The sequence below is a fragment of the Stenotrophomonas chelatiphaga genome (assembly GCF_001431535.1).
Classification (GTDB): domain Bacteria; phylum Pseudomonadota; class Gammaproteobacteria; order Xanthomonadales; family Xanthomonadaceae; genus Stenotrophomonas; species Stenotrophomonas chelatiphaga.
Genome location: NZ_LDJK01000013.1, coordinates 55,557 through 69,689, shown reverse-complemented (window position 1 = coordinate 69,689; position 14,133 = coordinate 55,557). Strand labels below are relative to the sequence as shown.

Genomic DNA, 14,133 nt, shown 5'->3' with positions numbered 1-14,133 from the left:
GCAGCAGGCTGCCCTAGACTTGGCTGGATGCGACCCGACTCCATCCTCACCCTGTCCTGCCCGGACCGCACCGGTATCGTCTACCGCGTGTCCGGCCTGTTGTATGACCATGGCTGCAACATCCTCGACGCCCAGCAGTTCGGCGACGAGGAGAGCGGGCGCTTCTTCCTGCGCGTGCATTTCGACCGCGATGTTGGGCTGCCGCTGGATACCGTCCAGGCCTCCATGCGGGCGCTGGCAAGCGACTTCGGCATGGACTGGCAACTGCACGACGGCCGCCGCCGCGCGCGCCTGCTGGTGCTGGTGAGCAAGCAGGGTCACTGCCTCAACGACCTGCTGTTCCGCGCCCACAGTGGCCAGTTGAAGGTGGACATCGCCGCGGTGGCTTCCAACCACGCCGACTTCGCGCCGCTGGCGGCGTCCTATGGCATTCCCTTCCACCACCTGCCGGTGAGCGCGGACACGCGCGAGGTGCAGGAACGCCAGATCATCGACCTGGTCGAGCGCGAGAAGATCGACCTGGTGGTGCTGGCGCGCTACATGCAGATCCTTTCGCCGACGCTGTGCCGCGCACTGGCGGGCCGTGCGATCAACATCCACCACAGCTTCCTGCCCAGCTTCAAAGGGGCGCAGCCGTATCACCAGGCGCACGCACGCGGGGTCAAGATCATCGGTGCCACCGCGCACTACGTGACCGAAGACCTGGACGAGGGGCCGATCATCGAACAGGACGTGGCCCGCGTGGACCATGCGATGACCCCGCGCGATCTGGTGCGGCTGGGCAGCGATACCGAATCGCAGGTGCTGGCGCGTGCAGTGCGCCGACACGTGGAGCACCGCATCCTGCTCAACGGGCACCGCACGGTGGTGTTCCGGTAGCGCCGGCGCGATCAGCGCAGCGCGTTGTGTGGCGGGCATTACGATGCCGGATGGAATCCGCCGGGCACGGCTCGGCGCTACCGGGCGCTGCCGGCGCGATCAGAGCAGGGCGATGCCGGCCGTTGCCAGGGCCTGCCGCGTGGCGTCGTCGTTGTCGGCGCTGACCGGTCGGGTCAGGTCCCAGTGGAAGCCCACGGCGAAGCCGGCACTGGCTGCATCCTGCGCGGTCCACAGCACGCAGTAGTCGCGCGCCAGCCCGCACACATGCACTTCGCTGATGCCGCGTTCGCGCAGCCAGCCGGCCAGTCCGGTTGCCGGGCGTGAACCTTCCGGGCCGTGGTTTTCGCGGAACGCGCTGTACGAATCCACCAAGGGGCGGGTGCCTTTGCGCAGCACCAGGTCGGCCGCATTCCAGTCCACGCCGGGATGCAGCACGGCGCCGGCCGACCCCTGCACGCAGTGGTCGGGCCACAGGGTCTGCGGATGGCCGTGCAGCTGGATCTGCGCGAACGGCTGCTGGCCGGCGTAGTGGCTGGCGAAGGACGCATGGTTGGCCGGGTGCCAGTCCTGGGTGGCGACCACGGTGCGGTACCGGCGCTGGGCCAGCAACGCCGCGATCGGTGCGACCACGGCATCGCCATCGGCGCAGGCCAACGCGCCGCCGGGCATGAAGTCCGGTTGCAGGTCCACCACGATCAGGGCCACGTGGGCGGGCAGGGGCGTCATGGGAAAATCCGTGCAGGGGAGCACGCAGCGTACCGGGGTACAGGGCACAGCGTCGAGGGCGGCAGCAGCGCGCCGCCGCCCTCGTTCGTGGTCAGGCCACGCTGGCCTCGGCGTGCTCGGCACGCAGTTCGGCTGCGGCCGCCACCAGTGCCTGCAGTGCCGCGCGGGTCTCCGGCCAGCCACGAGTCTTCAGGCCGCAGTCCGGGTTCACCCACAGCTGTTCCGGCTTCAGCACCGCCAGTGCCTTGCGCAGCAGGTCGACCATCTCCACCTTGTCCGGCACGCGCGGGGAATGGATGTCATACACGCCCGGGCCGATCTCGTTGGGGTAGTTGAAGCGCACGAAGGCATCCAGCAGCTCCATCCGCGAACGCGAGGTCTCGATCGAAATGACGTCGGCATCCATCGCCGCCACCGAGTGGATGATGTCGTTGAACTCCGAATAACACATGTGCGTATGGATCTGCGTCGCATCGCGCACCCCGCTGGTGCTGATCCGGAACGATTCCACCGCCCAGTCCAGGTAGCTGCGCCATTGCGCGCGGCGCAGCGGCAGGCCTTCGCGGATCGCCGGTTCGTCGACCTGGATCACGCCGATGCCGGCGGCCTCCAGGTCATTCACCTCATCGCGCAGCGCCAGGGCGATCTGCCGGCAGGTGGCATCGCGTTCCTGGTCGTCGCGCACGAACGACCACTGCAGCACCGTCACCGGGCCGGTCAGCATGCCCTTCATCGGCTTGCGGGTGAGCGACTGTGCATACTGCGACCAGCGCACCGTCATCGGCCGTGGACGGCTGACATCGCCGAAGATCACCGGCGGCTTCACGCAGCGCGAGCCGTAGCTCTGCACCCAGCCATTGCCGGTGAAGGCGAAGCCTTCCAGCTGCTCGCCGAAGTATTCCACCATGTCGTTGCGCTCGAACTCACCGTGCACCAGCACGTCCAGTCCCAGTTCTTCCTGCACGCGAACGCAGTGCGCGGTCTGCTGCTCCAGGAAAGCCTCGTAATCGCCCAGCGACAGCTTGCCGGACTTGTGCCGGGCGCGTGCTTCGCGCACGTCCAGGGTCTGCGGGAACGAGCCGATGGTGGTGGTGGGCAGCAGCGGCAACTGCAGCGCGGCGTGCTGGGCCAGGCGGCGCTGCGGATAGCTGCCGTGGCGCCGGGCATCGGCGGCGGACAGGCTGGCCAGGCGCGCGGCGACGGCCGGGTCGTGCACGCGCGGCGAGCGGCGGCGGGCTTCCAGCGCCTCGCGGTTGGCGCCCAGCCCGGCGTCCGCCGACGGCTTGCCGTCCAGCGCATCGGCGAGCACGCGCAGTTCTTCCAGCTTCTGCCGCGAAAACGCCAGCCAGCTGCGCAGCTCGTCGTCCAGCTTCTTTTCCAGGGTCAGGTCCACCGGCGTATGCAGCAGCGAACACGACGGTGCCAGCCACAGCAGGTCCGCACCGCGATCGGTCTGCGCATAGCGCGCCAGGATCAAGGCATTGTCCAGCTGGGTGCGCCAGATGTTGCGGCCGTTGACCAACCCGGCCGACAGCACGCGGCCGGCGGGCAGCGCCTGCAGCACCGCATCCAGCTGCTCCGGTGCGCGCACCAGGTCCACGTGCAGGCCGTCCACCGGCAGCGCGGCGGCAAGGCTGAGATTGTCATCCAGCGCGCCGAAGTAGGTGGCCAGCAGCAGCTTCGGTCGTGCCGCCGCATTGCCGCCCAGCACCCCGTAGGCGCGTTCGAATGCCGAGCGGGCGCCCGCGTCCAGGTCCTGCACCAGCAGCGGTTCGTCCAGCTGCACCCAGTCCGCACCGGCCGCGGCCAGCTGGGCCAGCAGGTCGACGTAAGACGGCAGCAGCGCATCCAGCAGCTCCAGCGCGGCCGACCCATCGGTGGTCTTGGACAGCAGCAGGAAGCTGACCGGCCCCAGCAGCACCGGGCGGGTGTGGATGCCCAGCGCCTTGGCTTCGCGGAATTCGGCCAGCGGCTTGTCACCGCGCAGCGCGAACGCCTGCCCGGCCTGCAGTTCCGGCACCAGGTAGTGGTAGTTGGTGTCGAACCACTTGGTCATCTCCAGCGCATGCAGGTCGATGCCATCGCGTTGCAGCCCGCGCGCCATCGCGAAGTAGGCCGCGAGCGGCTCGTGTTCGGCCAGGGCGCGGTAGCGGGCGGGAAGCGCATCGAACAGGAAGGCGGTGTCCAGCACCTGGTCGTACAGGCTGAAATCGTTGCTCGGCGGCACGTCCACGCCGGCTTCGATCTGCAGTTTCCAGTGGCGTGCACGCAGCGCGGCGGCGCTGGCCTGCAGCGTGGCGATGTCATCCTCGCCACTCCAGTGGCGTTCAAGGGCCCGCTTCAGTTCGCGCTTGGCGCCGATGCGGGGAAAACCCAGGTTGGTAACGGTGGTCATTGCAGCGTGTCCTCATTGCATGTCGGCATTGAGGAACGAAGGAACTGCAGGGTGCCGCGCGCCGTTGCCGGCCCACGTCCCTCCTGCCAGCGACCTTCGCCCCCGCGGGCGAACCGGATGCCGTGGACAGGCGCACGTGCCGACGCGTCCCGCTGGCGGCGGGACGGCATGGGCCGGGCAACCTCCCCGCGGAGATTCCAGGTCGAATCGAAGGACGCGCAGGTCCTCCGGCCGGGGCCGGTATTCGGGCTGTTGGACACGGGCGTTGCCGCCCACCTAGTGTCCGCCGCTTCCCAGGCCGTGGCCCAGTGCTGTTGGCGGAGGTCGTTTCCATTCACCGCTGCGGGGCAGCTCCGGAATACGTGCACGGGGCACGGTCACCGGATTCCCGTTTAAATCCATCCTTTCATTCGCATGAAGAGATGAATACCTTCGGCGAGCACAAGGTAGGCCCAAGCGCGGCATCGGTCAAGGGGCTGGCGCGGCACTGCATCCAATGCGCCGCCTGCTGCGTATCTGTCCATGAGCCCGCTGCGGACCCTGCCATGCGCTACCCATCGTTGCCCTGCCTGCTGTTGCTTGCCGCCGCTGCCGCGCCTGCCGGTGCCGCCGTGCTGCGCGTGGAGGGCGAGGCGCTGGCGCCGAAGGGCGGCCGGGCGCTGTACCGCGAAACCCATTATCTGCAGGACGTGGGGGCGCAGCAGGCGCGGCTGGTGCTGTACCGCTGCAACGACGGACGCGCGTTCGCGCGCAAGTGGATGCCGGCCGCCGCCAATGCGCAGGCACCGGATTTCGAGTTCGTCGATGGACGTGACGGGCGCCGCGAGGCGGTGCAGTCCCAGGGCCCGCAGCGCCGCGTCAGCATCCGCGCCGCCAGCGGTGCAGCCGACGCAGCCAAGACCCTGGACATGCCCACGGGCGGGGTGATCGACGCCGGATTCGATGCGGCCGTGCGTGCGCACTGGCCTGCGCTGCTGCAGGGCGAAACGGTAGCCTTGCCGTTCCTGCTCATCAGCCGCCAGCGCTGGGTGCCGGTGAAACTGCGCCGGGTCGGTGCGGTGGACTGGCAGGGCCAGCCGGCCGAACAGCTGCAGATGCAGCTGGACGCCTGGTTCGGCTTCGCGGTGCCGGCGGTCACCCTGGTCTACGCGCGTGCCGATCGCCGGCTGCTGCAGTTCGAAGGCACCGGCAACGTACGCGACGCTGAAGGTGGCTGGCCGCAGGTGCGCATCCGCTTCCCCGGCGCGCCGCAGCCGGCCAGCGAAGGCGAGCTTTCCGCCGCACGCAGCCAACCCCTGGTGGCTTCATGCAGCCGATGATGGACTTGCGGTATGCGCGCCGAGCAACGAGGATGCAGGTCTGCCCCTGTGCCACGCGGAGCCTGCAATGCCCCAGCCGGACGCCCCCGACGGTGCCGACGCGCGCCGACTCGACGCCCTGCTCGAACAGGTGGCGGCGCAGGATCGCGATGCCTTCGAAGCGCTGTACCAGCAGGCCGGGGGACGCCTGTTCGCGATCTGCCTGCGCCTGCTGCGTGACCGCGGTGAAGCCGAGGACGTGCTGCAGGAGGTGTTCGTGACCGTCTGGCACAAAGCCTCGCGCTTCGATCCCGGCAAGGCCTCGGCGATGACCTGGCTGTCCATGCTGGCGCGCAACCGGTCGATCGACCGCCTGCGCGCTGCGCCGCCGCGGGCGCTTGACGATGTGTCCATCGCCGAGGAGCTGCCCGACGGCGACCTGCAGCCGGCCCAGCTGGCTGAACGCAATGACGAAGACGCGCGGCTGCAGGACTGCATGCAGGCGCTGGAACCGCGCCGGCGCAGCCTGATCCGCGCCGCCTTCCTTGACGGCGCCAGCCACGATGAACTGGCGCGCCGCCTTGCCACTCCGCTGGGTACGGTGAAAAGCTGGATCCGCCGTGGCCTGGCCCAGCTTCGGGTGTGCCTGGAACCATGAACATCCGCGACCTTCACCACGAAGACGGGCAGCCGCCGAGCGCCGACCAGCAGGCCGGTGAGTACGTGCTGGGCGTGCTGGATGCCGACCAGCGCAGGCAGGCCGAGCAGCGCATCAGTTCCGACGCCGGTTTCGCGCGGCTGGTGGACCAATGGGAACAACGGCTGGCGCCGCTGCTGGAAGAAGTGGGCAGCGCCCCGGTGCCGGCCCATGTGTGGCTGCGCGTGCGCCGTGAACTGGGCTGGGCGACCTTCGACGCCGCCCCGAACGCGCGTCCGTGGCAGCGCACCGGCTTCTGGCAGGGCGCCACCGCACTCGCCGCCGCGCTGGCGCTGGTCGCGGTGTTCACCCGTCCGGCACCGGATGCCCCGGTACCCACCCCGGTGGCCGTTACCCCGGCACCGACCCCGGCGGTCGAACCGGAACAGGCCACGCGCCCGGTCACTCCGCTGCTGCATGACGATGGCCGTGCCGGCTGGCTGGCGTCGGTCGATGCCACGCTGGGCAAGGTGCTGATGGTGCCGGTACCGTCCGCGCCGGATGCGCAGGGCCGCGCGCCGGAGCTGTGGGTGATCCCGGCCGGTGGCGCCCCGGTGTCGCTGGGCCTGGTCTCCAACGACCGCGCCCATACCGTGGACGTGCCCGCGGCGCTGCGTTCGGCGCTGGTCAATGGGTCGGTACTGGCCATCACGCTGGAACCGTCGGCGGGTGCGCCGCATCCGGCGCCGAGTGGCCCGGTGGTTGCCAAGGGAGACATCGCCAACCTGTAGCGGGCCGGAAAATTTATTTTCCGGACGCTGCATCCACAGGCCCCCTGGCATCGTATCTCCTGACAGTAGATCCAGGAGGGATGCACGATGTCGGCCACACCCGCAGTACCGCCGCCCCGCCCGCGGCGCTGGTCCGCCCTGTTGCGCTGGTTCGATACCGCCGCTCGGGAGCCCAGCGCGGCCGACGCCGCCGAGGCCGATGGCAAGCGCATCGACTGGCTGCGTGCGCTGCCGTTCGTGGGCCTGCACCTGGCCTGCGTGGCGGTGATCTGGGTGGGCGTATCGTGGGTGGCGGTGGCCGTGGCCGCGTTGCTGTACGCGGTGCGCATGTTCGCCATCACCGGCTTCTACCACCGCTATTTCTCCCACCGCACCTTCCAGACCTCGCGTCCGGTGCAGTTCCTGTTCGCCGCCATCGGCGCCGCCAGCGTGCAGCGCGGGCCGCTGTGGTGGGCGGCGCACCATCGCAGCCACCATCGCCATGCCGACCAGCCGCTGGATCCGCATTCGCCGCGCGAACACGGATTCTGGTGGAGCCACATGGGCTGGTTCCTGACCCGCGAAGGGTTCCGCACGGACTGGTCGCGTATTCCCGATCTGGCGCGCTTCCCGGAACTGCGCTGGCTGGACCGCTTCGACACGCTGGTGCCGGTCGCGCTGGCCGCGGCACTGTACGGGCTCGGTGCGCTGCTTGAGCAGGTGGCGCCCACGCTGGGCACCAGCGGCCCGCAGATGCTGGTCTGGGGCTTCTTCATCTCCACCGTGGTGCTGTTCCATGCCACGGTCACCATCAATTCGCTGGCCCACCGCTTCGGCCGGCAGCGCTATGACACCGGCGATGACAGCCGCAACAACCTGTGGCTGGCGCTGCTCACCTTCGGCGAGGGCTGGCACAACAACCACCACTTCTTCCCCGGGACCGTGCGCCAGGGCTTCCGCTGGTGGGAAGTGGACATCACCTGGTACGGCCTGCGGCTGATGCAGTCGCTGCGGCTGGTGCACGGACTCAAGCCGGTGCCGGCCTGGGTGCTGGCCAAGGCAAAGGACTGACATGCGCATCGCCGTCATCGGATCGGGCATTGCCGGACTGGCCAGCGCGTGGTGGCTGGACCAGCAGCACGAGGTCACCCTGTTCGAGGCCAACGATTACCTCGGTGGCCACACCCATACCCATGCGCTGCAGGTGGATGGCCGCGCGGTATCGGTGGACACCGGATTCATCGTGTTCAATCCGCAGCACTATCCGCTGCTCAGCGGCCTGTTCGACGAGCTCGATGTTGCCTCGCAGCCGACCACCATGAGCTTCTCCGCGCACAGCGAACGCAGCGGGGTGGAGTACAACGCCACCTCGTTGAATGGCCTGTTCTGCCAGCGCCGCAACCTGCTCTCGCCACGCTTCTGGGGGATGCTGGCCGACCTGCGGCGCTTCTATCGCGAGGCCCCGCTCCTGCTGCAGGGCGACGAGGCCGGGCCCACCTTGGGCCAGTACCTGCACGACCACCATTACGGCGAGGCCTTCGTCGAAGAGCACCTGCTGCCGATGGCATCGGCCCTGTGGTCCTCGCCGGCCACCAGCGTGCGTGACTTCCCCGCGCGCTATCTGGTGCAGTTCATGGCCAACCACCAGATGCTGCAGCTCACCGGCCGTCCGCAATGGCGGGTGGTGCAGGGCGGCTCAGCGCGTTACGTGGACGCACTGCGCCAGCGCTGGCAGGTGCGCGAGCGGCTGGAGTGCCCGGTGCTGGCGGTGGAACGGCTGGCCGATGGCGTGCTGGTGCACAGCGCGGCCGGCGCGGAGGGCTTCGACCACGTGGTGATGGCCTGCCATAGCGATCAGGCACTGGCCCTGCTGCAGGATCCAGATGTGGTGGAGCGCAGCGTGCTCGGCGCCATCCGCTACCAGCCCAACGAGGTCGTGCTGCATACCGATGCCGCCCTGCTGCCGCGCAACCGCGCGGCGTGGGCGGCGTGGAACGCGCACGTGCCGCGCGATCCGGCGCAGGCCTGCACGGTGACCTACTGCATGAACCTGCTGCAGGGCCTGGATACGCCGACCCCGCTGCTGGTGACGCTCAACCGCAGCGAGGCGATCGACCCGGCCAAGGTGCTGCGTCGCCTGCGCTACGCACACCCGGTGCACGACCACGCCATGGTCCGCGCGCAGCGGCGCTGGCACGAGGTGCAGGGACGCCGCCATACCTGGTTTGCGGGCGCGTACTGGGGCTGGGGTTTCCACGAAGACGGCATCCGCAGTGCGCGCCGTGTGGTGGATGCATTGCACGCAGTGAGTGCCGAAACACATTGGCCGCGTCACGAGGAAACCACCGCGTGAGCGCCAGCGCGATCTACCGCGGCGAGGTCGTGCACCGCAGGCATGTGCCGCATGCACACGCCTTCCGTTATCCGATCGCACAGCTGCTGCTGGACCTGGACGAGGTGGACAGCGTGTTCGACCGGCGCTGGCTGTGGTCGGTGGGCCGCCGCAACCTGGCCGAGTTCCGCCGCAGCGACTACCTGGGTGACCCCGACCAGCCGCTGGCCGAAGCGGTGCGCGATCGTGCGCAGGCCGTGCTTGGCCACCGTCCATCGGGTCCGGTGCGCCTGCTCGCGCACCTGCGCCACGCCGGCCATGTGTTCAATCCGGTCAGCTTCTACTACTGCCACGCCGCCGATGACACGCTGGAGTGCATCGTTGCCGAGATCACCAACACACCGTGGAAGGAGCGCCATGCCTACGTGCTGGCGGTCGCCGACGCGGAAGCCCATGGCCGCGCGCTGCGCTGGCGTTTCGACAAGCAGTTCCATGTTTCGCCCTTCATGCAGATGGACTGCGGTTACGACTGGCGCTTCACCGTGCCCGGCGACGACCTGCGCGTGCACATGCAGGTGTGGCGCGACGGCCAGCACCAGTTCGATGCGACCCAGTCGATGCAGCGCCGTGCGCTGGACGGCCCCGGACTGGCGATGGTGCTGGCCCGGCATCCGCTGATGACGCTGCAGGTGGTCGGCGCGATCCATTGGCAGGCGCTGCGCCTGTGGCTGAAACGCAATCCGGTCCACGACCATCCTTCGCTTGCTGGAAAAAACCAATGAACGACATGAGCCACAGCATGGCCCTGCCACGGCCTGGGCGCCTGGACGCCTTCCTTCGCCGCCAGCTGCTGGCCAAGCTGGGCGCGCTGCGCGACGGTCGCCTGCGGGTCCGCGATGCGCTGGGTGAAGTCGTGCTTGGCACGCAGGGCAGTGGCCCGCTGGTGACGGTGACCATCGATGACCCGGCGTTCTATCGCGCGGTGGCGACCCAGGGCAGCGTGGGCGCCGGCGAAAGCTACATCCGCGGCCAGTGGCGCTGCGACGACCTGGTGGCGCTGGTGCAGCTGCTGGTGCGCAACCGCGAGCTGCTCGACGGCGTGGAACGCGGCCCGGCGCGCATCGGGGGCTGGGCGCTGAAAGCCTGGGCGCAGCTGCGCCGCAATACCCGCGAAGGCAGCCGCCGCAACATCGCCGCGCACTACGATCTGGGTAATCCGTTCTTCTCGCTGTTCCTGTCCAAGGACCTGATGTACTCCTCTGCGCTGTTCGAGGACGGCGATACGCTGGACGCCGCATCGCAGCGCAAGCTGGCGCGCATCTGCGAACAGCTGCAGCTCACGCCTGCCGACCACGTACTGGAGATCGGTACCGGCTGGGGCGGCTTTGCGATGTACGCAGCGCGCCACATCGGCTGCCGCGTCACCACCACCACGATATCGGTGGAGCAGCACGCGCTGGCCAGCCAGCGCATCGAAGCGGCCGGACTGCACGACCGGGTGACCCTGCTGCTGAAGGACTACCGCGACCTGGATGGCCAGTACGACAAGCTGGTGTCCATCGAGATGATCGAGGCGATCGGCGCGCAGTACCTGCAGACCTATTTCGCCACCCTGACCCGCCTGCTGAAGCCGGAAGGCTTGGCCCTGCTGCAGGCGATCACCATCGAAGACGAGCGCTACGAGCAGGCGCGGCGCAGCGTGGATTACATCAAGCGCTTCGTGTTCCCCGGCAGTTTCATTCCCTCGCTGAACGCCATGCTGGCGGCCAAGACCCGCAGCAGCGACCTGCAGCTGATAGGCCAGATGGACTTCGGGCAGTCCTACGCACTGACCCTGCGCGCCTGGCGCGAGCGCTTCCTCGCCCAGCTGCCGGCGGTGCGCGCGCAGGGCTTCGATGAGGATTTCATCCGAATGTGGGAGTTCTACCTCGCGTACTGCGAAGGCGGCTTCCTGGAGCGCTCGATCGGTGTGTCGCAGCTGTTGCTGGCGCGGCCGGGCTACCGTCCCCCACCGCTGGCCGGAGCGCACTGAGATGCACTTCTGGGGCAACCTGATCGGCAACCAGCTGGTGTGGTTCTGCGCCGTGGCCGGTGCCGGGCGTGGTCTGTACTGGCCGGCGCTGGTGGCGGCGGCGGCCTATGTGCTGAGCCAGCTGCTGCTGTCCCCGCACCCGGCGGTGGACCTGAAGCTGATCGCGCTGGCGATCGGTTGCGGGCTGGTGGTGGACGGCGTGGCCGGTGCTTCCGGGCTGGTGGTGTATGCCGCAGGCAACGCCGAACGCGGGCTGGCGCCGGTCTGGATCCTTGCCTTGTGGGCATCGTTCGCGATGACCCTGACGGTCTCTTTCGCTGCCCTGCAGCGCCGGTGGCAGCTGGCCGTTCTGGTCGGCCTGCTGCTGGCCCCCCTGGCCTATGTCTCGGCCGCGCGGGGATTTTCTTCGCTGACTTTCGCCACGCCGGCCTGGCAGGGCATCGCCGTACTGGGTATCGGCTGGGCGCTCGCGCTGCCGCTGTTGGCCACCTGCGCGCGGCGCTGGCAGCCGGCACGCCGCGGTGACCCCGTGGGAACAGGAGAAACACGATGAAGCTGTTGTGGTGGGTGTGGCTGTATGCCGCCGTGGTGATGAGCTGGGGCTGGTGGTGGCAACGCCGTCACCAGAACATCGGCGTGGTGGACGTGCTGTGGGCCAAGAGCGTGGCCGCCGCCGCGCTGCTGCTGGCGCTGCTGGGGGAGGGCGCGCTGCTGCCGCGGCTGGCGCTGGGCGTGCTGGGCGGGCTGTGGGGAGCCCGCCTGGCACTCCACCTGTGGCGGCGCGTGCGCAGCGAAGAAGAGGACGGTCGCTACCGTTACCTGCGCGATCACTGGCACGGCCACCAGGGCAAGATCTTCGGCTTCTTCCAGGCCCAGGCGCTGCTGGTGGTGCTGTTCGCCCTGCCGTTCATCGCGGTGGCGGAGAACCCGCGCGGGGACGGTATCGGCTGGGTGCTGGCCGCGGTGGCGATGTGGCTGCTGAGCGTGGGCGGGGAGAGCCTGGCCGATCGCCAGCTCGCCCGCTTCCGCGCCGATCCGGCGAACAAGGGCCGCACCTGCCGCGAGGGGCTGTGGCGCTATTCCCGGCATCCCAACTACTTCTTCGAATGGCTGCACTGGTTCACCTATGTGCTGCTGGCCGCGGGTTCCCCGCTGTGGTGGCTGGCCTGCGCCGGCCCGGTGGTGATGTATGTGTTCCTGCGCTGGCTGAGCGGCGTGCCGTTCACCGAGAAACAGGCGCTGCGCAGCCGCGGCGAGGACTACCGCCAGTACCAGCGCAGCACGTCGATGATCTTTCCCTGGTTCCCCAGTGAACCCACCCCTTCCAAGGAGCCGCGCCGATGAGCACCCAGATCCAGTCCCTGCCGCTGCCAGACCCTGCCGCAGGACTGACCGGCCTGGCCGAACGCGGGCTGCTGCCCGATGTGCTGCTGCGCTATGGCATCCGCCGGCAGTGCGCGCAGCGCCTGCGCGAGGAGTTCGAGGGCGGCACCGAGGCCCAGGCACTGCGCTTTTCCGAGCGCATCGCCGAACTGGCGGGCAGTCCATTGGCCCTGCACGTGGATGCGGCCAACCGCCAGCACTATGAAGTGCCGGCGGCGTTCTTCGAAGCGTGCCTGGGCAAGCGGCTGAAATACAGCAGCTGCTACTACCGCACCGGCACCGAGACCCTGGACCAGGCCGAAGAAGCGATGCTGGAGCTGTACGCCGAGCGCGCCGGCCTGGCCGACGGCCAGGACATCCTGGAACTGGGGTGCGGCTGGGGATCGTTGACCTTGTGGATGGCCGAGCGTTATCCGCAGGCGCGCATCACTGCAGTGTCGAACTCGCACGGGCAACGTGCGCACATCGAGGCGCAATGCCAGGCGCGTGGACTGCGCAACGTGCAGGTGCTGACCCGCGACGTCAACCACCTGGAGCTGCCCGCGCGCTCCTTCGACCGCGCGGTGTCCATCGAGATGTTCGAACACATGCGCAACTACGACCGGCTGCTGGGCCGCATCGCCGGTTGGCTGCGCAGCGATGGGGCGTTGTTCGTGCATATCTTCGTGCATCGCACGGCGATGTATCCCTTCGAAACCGAGGGCGAGGACAACTGGATGGGGCGGCACTTCTTCACCGGTGGCCTGATGCCGGCAGCGGACACGCTGCTGCACTTCCAGCACGACCTGCTGCTGCAGCAGCGCTGGTTGCTGGATGGCACGCACTACCAGCGCACCGCCAACCACTGGCTGCAGAACCAGGACAGCCAGCGCGACGCTCTGATGCCGGTGCTGCGCCAGACCTACGGCGATGCCGCCGCTGCGTTGTGGTTCCAGCGCTGGCGAATGTTCTGGATGGCCTGCGCCGAACTGTTCGGTTATGAGAAGGGCCAGCAGTGGCTGGTGGCCCACTACCTGTTCCGTCCCCGTTGAAGGAGAACACCATGCGTCTGTCCCGCCTGCTTCCCGTGATCGCGATGGCGTTGTCGGCCAGTGCCTGTTCGTCCAGTCCGGAACGTCCCTTGCCGCGCGCGACCGCGGTGGACGTGCCGCGCTTCATGGGTGACTGGTATGTCATCGCCCAGATTCCCACCTTCATTGAACGCAAGGCGTTTGATTCGGTGGAACGCTATGCAATGCGACCCGACGGGCGCATCCAGACCACCTTCACCTACCGCAAGGGCAGCTTCGATGCGAAGCTTAAAACGATGCATCCGGTGGGTCGGGTGGAGAAGGAAGGCAACGGCGCGGTGTGGGGCATGCAGTTCATCTGGCCGATCCAGGCCGAGTACGTGATTTCCTGGCTGGATGAGGACTACCAGCAGACCATCGTGGCGCGCAGCAAGCGCGACTACGTGTGGTACATGGCGCGGACGCCGCAGGTCAGCGAGGCCGATTACCAGCAGGCCATCGAGAAGATCGCCGCGATGGGTTATGACACCAGCAAGATCCGCAAGGTCCCGCAGTCAGAGCGGTAGCGCCGTTGGCAACGGCGTGACGACCAACGGTCGTCACCCACCGGGGGCCAGGGCACGGGCATGACGGCCAGCGGCCGTCACCCACCAGGGGCCAGGGCACGGGCA

Annotated in this window: 14 protein-coding genes and 1 riboswitch; of the genes, 12 read left to right on the top strand and 2 right to left on the bottom strand. The window is 68.7% G+C overall.

Annotated elements, in window-relative coordinates; genetic code table 11:
• Nucleotides 1-27: 27 nt before the first annotated feature.
• Complete coding sequence (gene purU, locus ABB28_RS05000) at nucleotides 28-879, top strand: formyltetrahydrofolate deformylase (RefSeq protein ID WP_057507579.1); 852 nt, start codon at nucleotides 28-30, stop codon at nucleotides 877-879.
• A gap of 99 nt (nucleotides 880-978) precedes the next feature.
• On the opposite strand, the gene pncA is transcribed toward purU, so the two are convergent.
• Nucleotides 979-1,605: a bifunctional nicotinamidase/pyrazinamidase gene (pncA, locus tag ABB28_RS04995; protein ID WP_057507578.1), complete on the bottom strand. Its 627-nt coding sequence runs from the start codon at nucleotides 1,603-1,605 to the stop codon at nucleotides 979-981.
• A gap of 91 nt (nucleotides 1,606-1,696) precedes the next feature.
• Nucleotides 1,697-4,000 carry a 5-methyltetrahydropteroyltriglutamate--homocysteine S-methyltransferase gene (gene metE, locus ABB28_RS04990; RefSeq protein WP_057507577.1) on the bottom strand — a complete coding sequence of 768 codons (2,304 nt, stop codon included), beginning with the start codon at nucleotides 3,998-4,000 and terminating at the stop codon, nucleotides 1,697-1,699.
• Between the two features lie 218 nt (nucleotides 4,001-4,218).
• Nucleotides 4,219-4,450, bottom strand: a riboswitch (cobalamin riboswitch).
• Nucleotides 4,451-4,545: 95 nt separating this feature from the next.
• On the opposite strand from metE, the gene ABB28_RS04985 reads away from it, so the two are divergent.
• The 11 genes from ABB28_RS04985 (at nucleotide 4,546) to ABB28_RS04935 (ending at nucleotide 14,028) form a co-directional block, all read left to right on the top strand.
• Nucleotides 4,546-5,319, top strand: coding sequence for a hypothetical protein (locus tag ABB28_RS04985; RefSeq protein ID WP_057507576.1), 774 nt, complete (start codon nucleotides 4,546-4,548; stop codon nucleotides 5,317-5,319).
• 67 nt (nucleotides 5,320-5,386) lie between these two features.
• Complete coding sequence (locus ABB28_RS04980; protein WP_057507575.1) at nucleotides 5,387-5,956, top strand: sigma-70 family RNA polymerase sigma factor; 570 nt, start codon at nucleotides 5,387-5,389, stop codon at nucleotides 5,954-5,956.
• A complete protein-coding gene (locus ABB28_RS04975; RefSeq protein ID WP_057507574.1) occupies nucleotides 5,953-6,726 on the top strand; it encodes an anti-sigma factor in 774 nt (257 codons plus the stop codon). Before ABB28_RS04980 ends, ABB28_RS04975 begins: the two co-directional genes overlap by 4 nt.
• Before the next feature lie 87 nt (nucleotides 6,727-6,813).
• Nucleotides 6,814-7,776: an acyl-CoA desaturase gene (locus ABB28_RS04970; RefSeq protein WP_057507573.1), complete on the top strand. Its 963-nt coding sequence runs from the start codon at nucleotides 6,814-6,816 to the stop codon at nucleotides 7,774-7,776.
• Between the two features lies 1 nt (nucleotide 7,777).
• Nucleotides 7,778-9,058: an NAD(P)/FAD-dependent oxidoreductase gene (locus tag ABB28_RS04965; protein ID WP_057507572.1), complete on the top strand. Its 1,281-nt coding sequence runs from the start codon at nucleotides 7,778-7,780 to the stop codon at nucleotides 9,056-9,058.
• On the top strand, nucleotides 9,055-9,819 hold the full coding sequence (locus tag ABB28_RS04960) for a DUF1365 domain-containing protein (protein ID WP_057507571.1): 765 nt from the start codon (nucleotides 9,055-9,057) through the stop codon (nucleotides 9,817-9,819). Before ABB28_RS04965 ends, ABB28_RS04960 begins: the two co-directional genes overlap by 4 nt.
• Nucleotides 9,816-11,069: an SAM-dependent methyltransferase gene (locus ABB28_RS04955; RefSeq protein ID WP_057507570.1), complete on the top strand. Its 1,254-nt coding sequence runs from the start codon at nucleotides 9,816-9,818 to the stop codon at nucleotides 11,067-11,069. Before ABB28_RS04960 ends, ABB28_RS04955 begins: the two co-directional genes overlap by 4 nt.
• Nucleotide 11,070: 1 nt before the next feature.
• Nucleotides 11,071-11,622 carry a DUF2878 domain-containing protein gene (locus ABB28_RS04950; protein WP_057507569.1) on the top strand — a complete coding sequence of 184 codons (552 nt, stop codon included), beginning with the start codon at nucleotides 11,071-11,073 and terminating at the stop codon, nucleotides 11,620-11,622.
• Nucleotides 11,619-12,413 (top strand): DUF1295 domain-containing protein, encoded by a 795-nt coding sequence (locus tag ABB28_RS04945; RefSeq protein WP_057507568.1) that lies wholly within the window; start codon nucleotides 11,619-11,621, stop codon nucleotides 12,411-12,413. The genes ABB28_RS04950 and ABB28_RS04945 overlap by 4 nt, the downstream gene beginning before the upstream one ends.
• Complete coding sequence (locus ABB28_RS04940) at nucleotides 12,410-13,483, top strand: SAM-dependent methyltransferase (RefSeq protein WP_057507567.1); 1,074 nt, start codon at nucleotides 12,410-12,412, stop codon at nucleotides 13,481-13,483. Before ABB28_RS04945 ends, ABB28_RS04940 begins: the two co-directional genes overlap by 4 nt.
• An 11-nt stretch (nucleotides 13,484-13,494) precedes the next feature.
• Entirely contained in the window at nucleotides 13,495-14,028 is a 534-nt protein-coding gene (locus ABB28_RS04935; RefSeq protein ID WP_057507566.1) for a lipocalin family protein, read from the top strand.
• Nucleotides 14,029-14,133 lie beyond the last annotated feature (105 nt).

Coding starts and splice junctions, on each gene's coding strand:
- purU (WP_057507579.1), top strand. CDS start 28: ATGCGACCCGACTCCATCCTCACCCTGTCCTGCCCGGACCGCACCGGT.
- pncA (WP_057507578.1), bottom strand. CDS start 1,605: ATGACGCCCCTGCCCGCCCACGTGGCCCTGATCGTGGTGGACCTGCAA.
- metE (WP_057507577.1), bottom strand. CDS start 4,000: ATGACCACCGTTACCAACCTGGGTTTTCCCCGCATCGGCGCCAAGCGC.
- ABB28_RS04985 (WP_057507576.1), top strand. CDS start 4,546: ATGCGCTACCCATCGTTGCCCTGCCTGCTGTTGCTTGCCGCCGCTGCC.
- ABB28_RS04980 (WP_057507575.1), top strand. CDS start 5,387: ATGCCCCAGCCGGACGCCCCCGACGGTGCCGACGCGCGCCGACTCGAC.
- ABB28_RS04975 (WP_057507574.1), top strand. CDS start 5,953: ATGAACATCCGCGACCTTCACCACGAAGACGGGCAGCCGCCGAGCGCC.
- ABB28_RS04970 (WP_057507573.1), top strand. CDS start 6,814: ATGTCGGCCACACCCGCAGTACCGCCGCCCCGCCCGCGGCGCTGGTCC.
- ABB28_RS04965 (WP_057507572.1), top strand. CDS start 7,778: ATGCGCATCGCCGTCATCGGATCGGGCATTGCCGGACTGGCCAGCGCG.
- ABB28_RS04955 (WP_057507570.1), top strand. CDS start 9,816: ATGAACGACATGAGCCACAGCATGGCCCTGCCACGGCCTGGGCGCCTG.
- ABB28_RS04950 (WP_057507569.1), top strand. CDS start 11,071: ATGCACTTCTGGGGCAACCTGATCGGCAACCAGCTGGTGTGGTTCTGC.
- ABB28_RS04945 (WP_057507568.1), top strand. CDS start 11,619: ATGAAGCTGTTGTGGTGGGTGTGGCTGTATGCCGCCGTGGTGATGAGC.
- ABB28_RS04940 (WP_057507567.1), top strand. CDS start 12,410: ATGAGCACCCAGATCCAGTCCCTGCCGCTGCCAGACCCTGCCGCAGGA.
- ABB28_RS04935 (WP_057507566.1), top strand. CDS start 13,495: ATGCGTCTGTCCCGCCTGCTTCCCGTGATCGCGATGGCGTTGTCGGCC.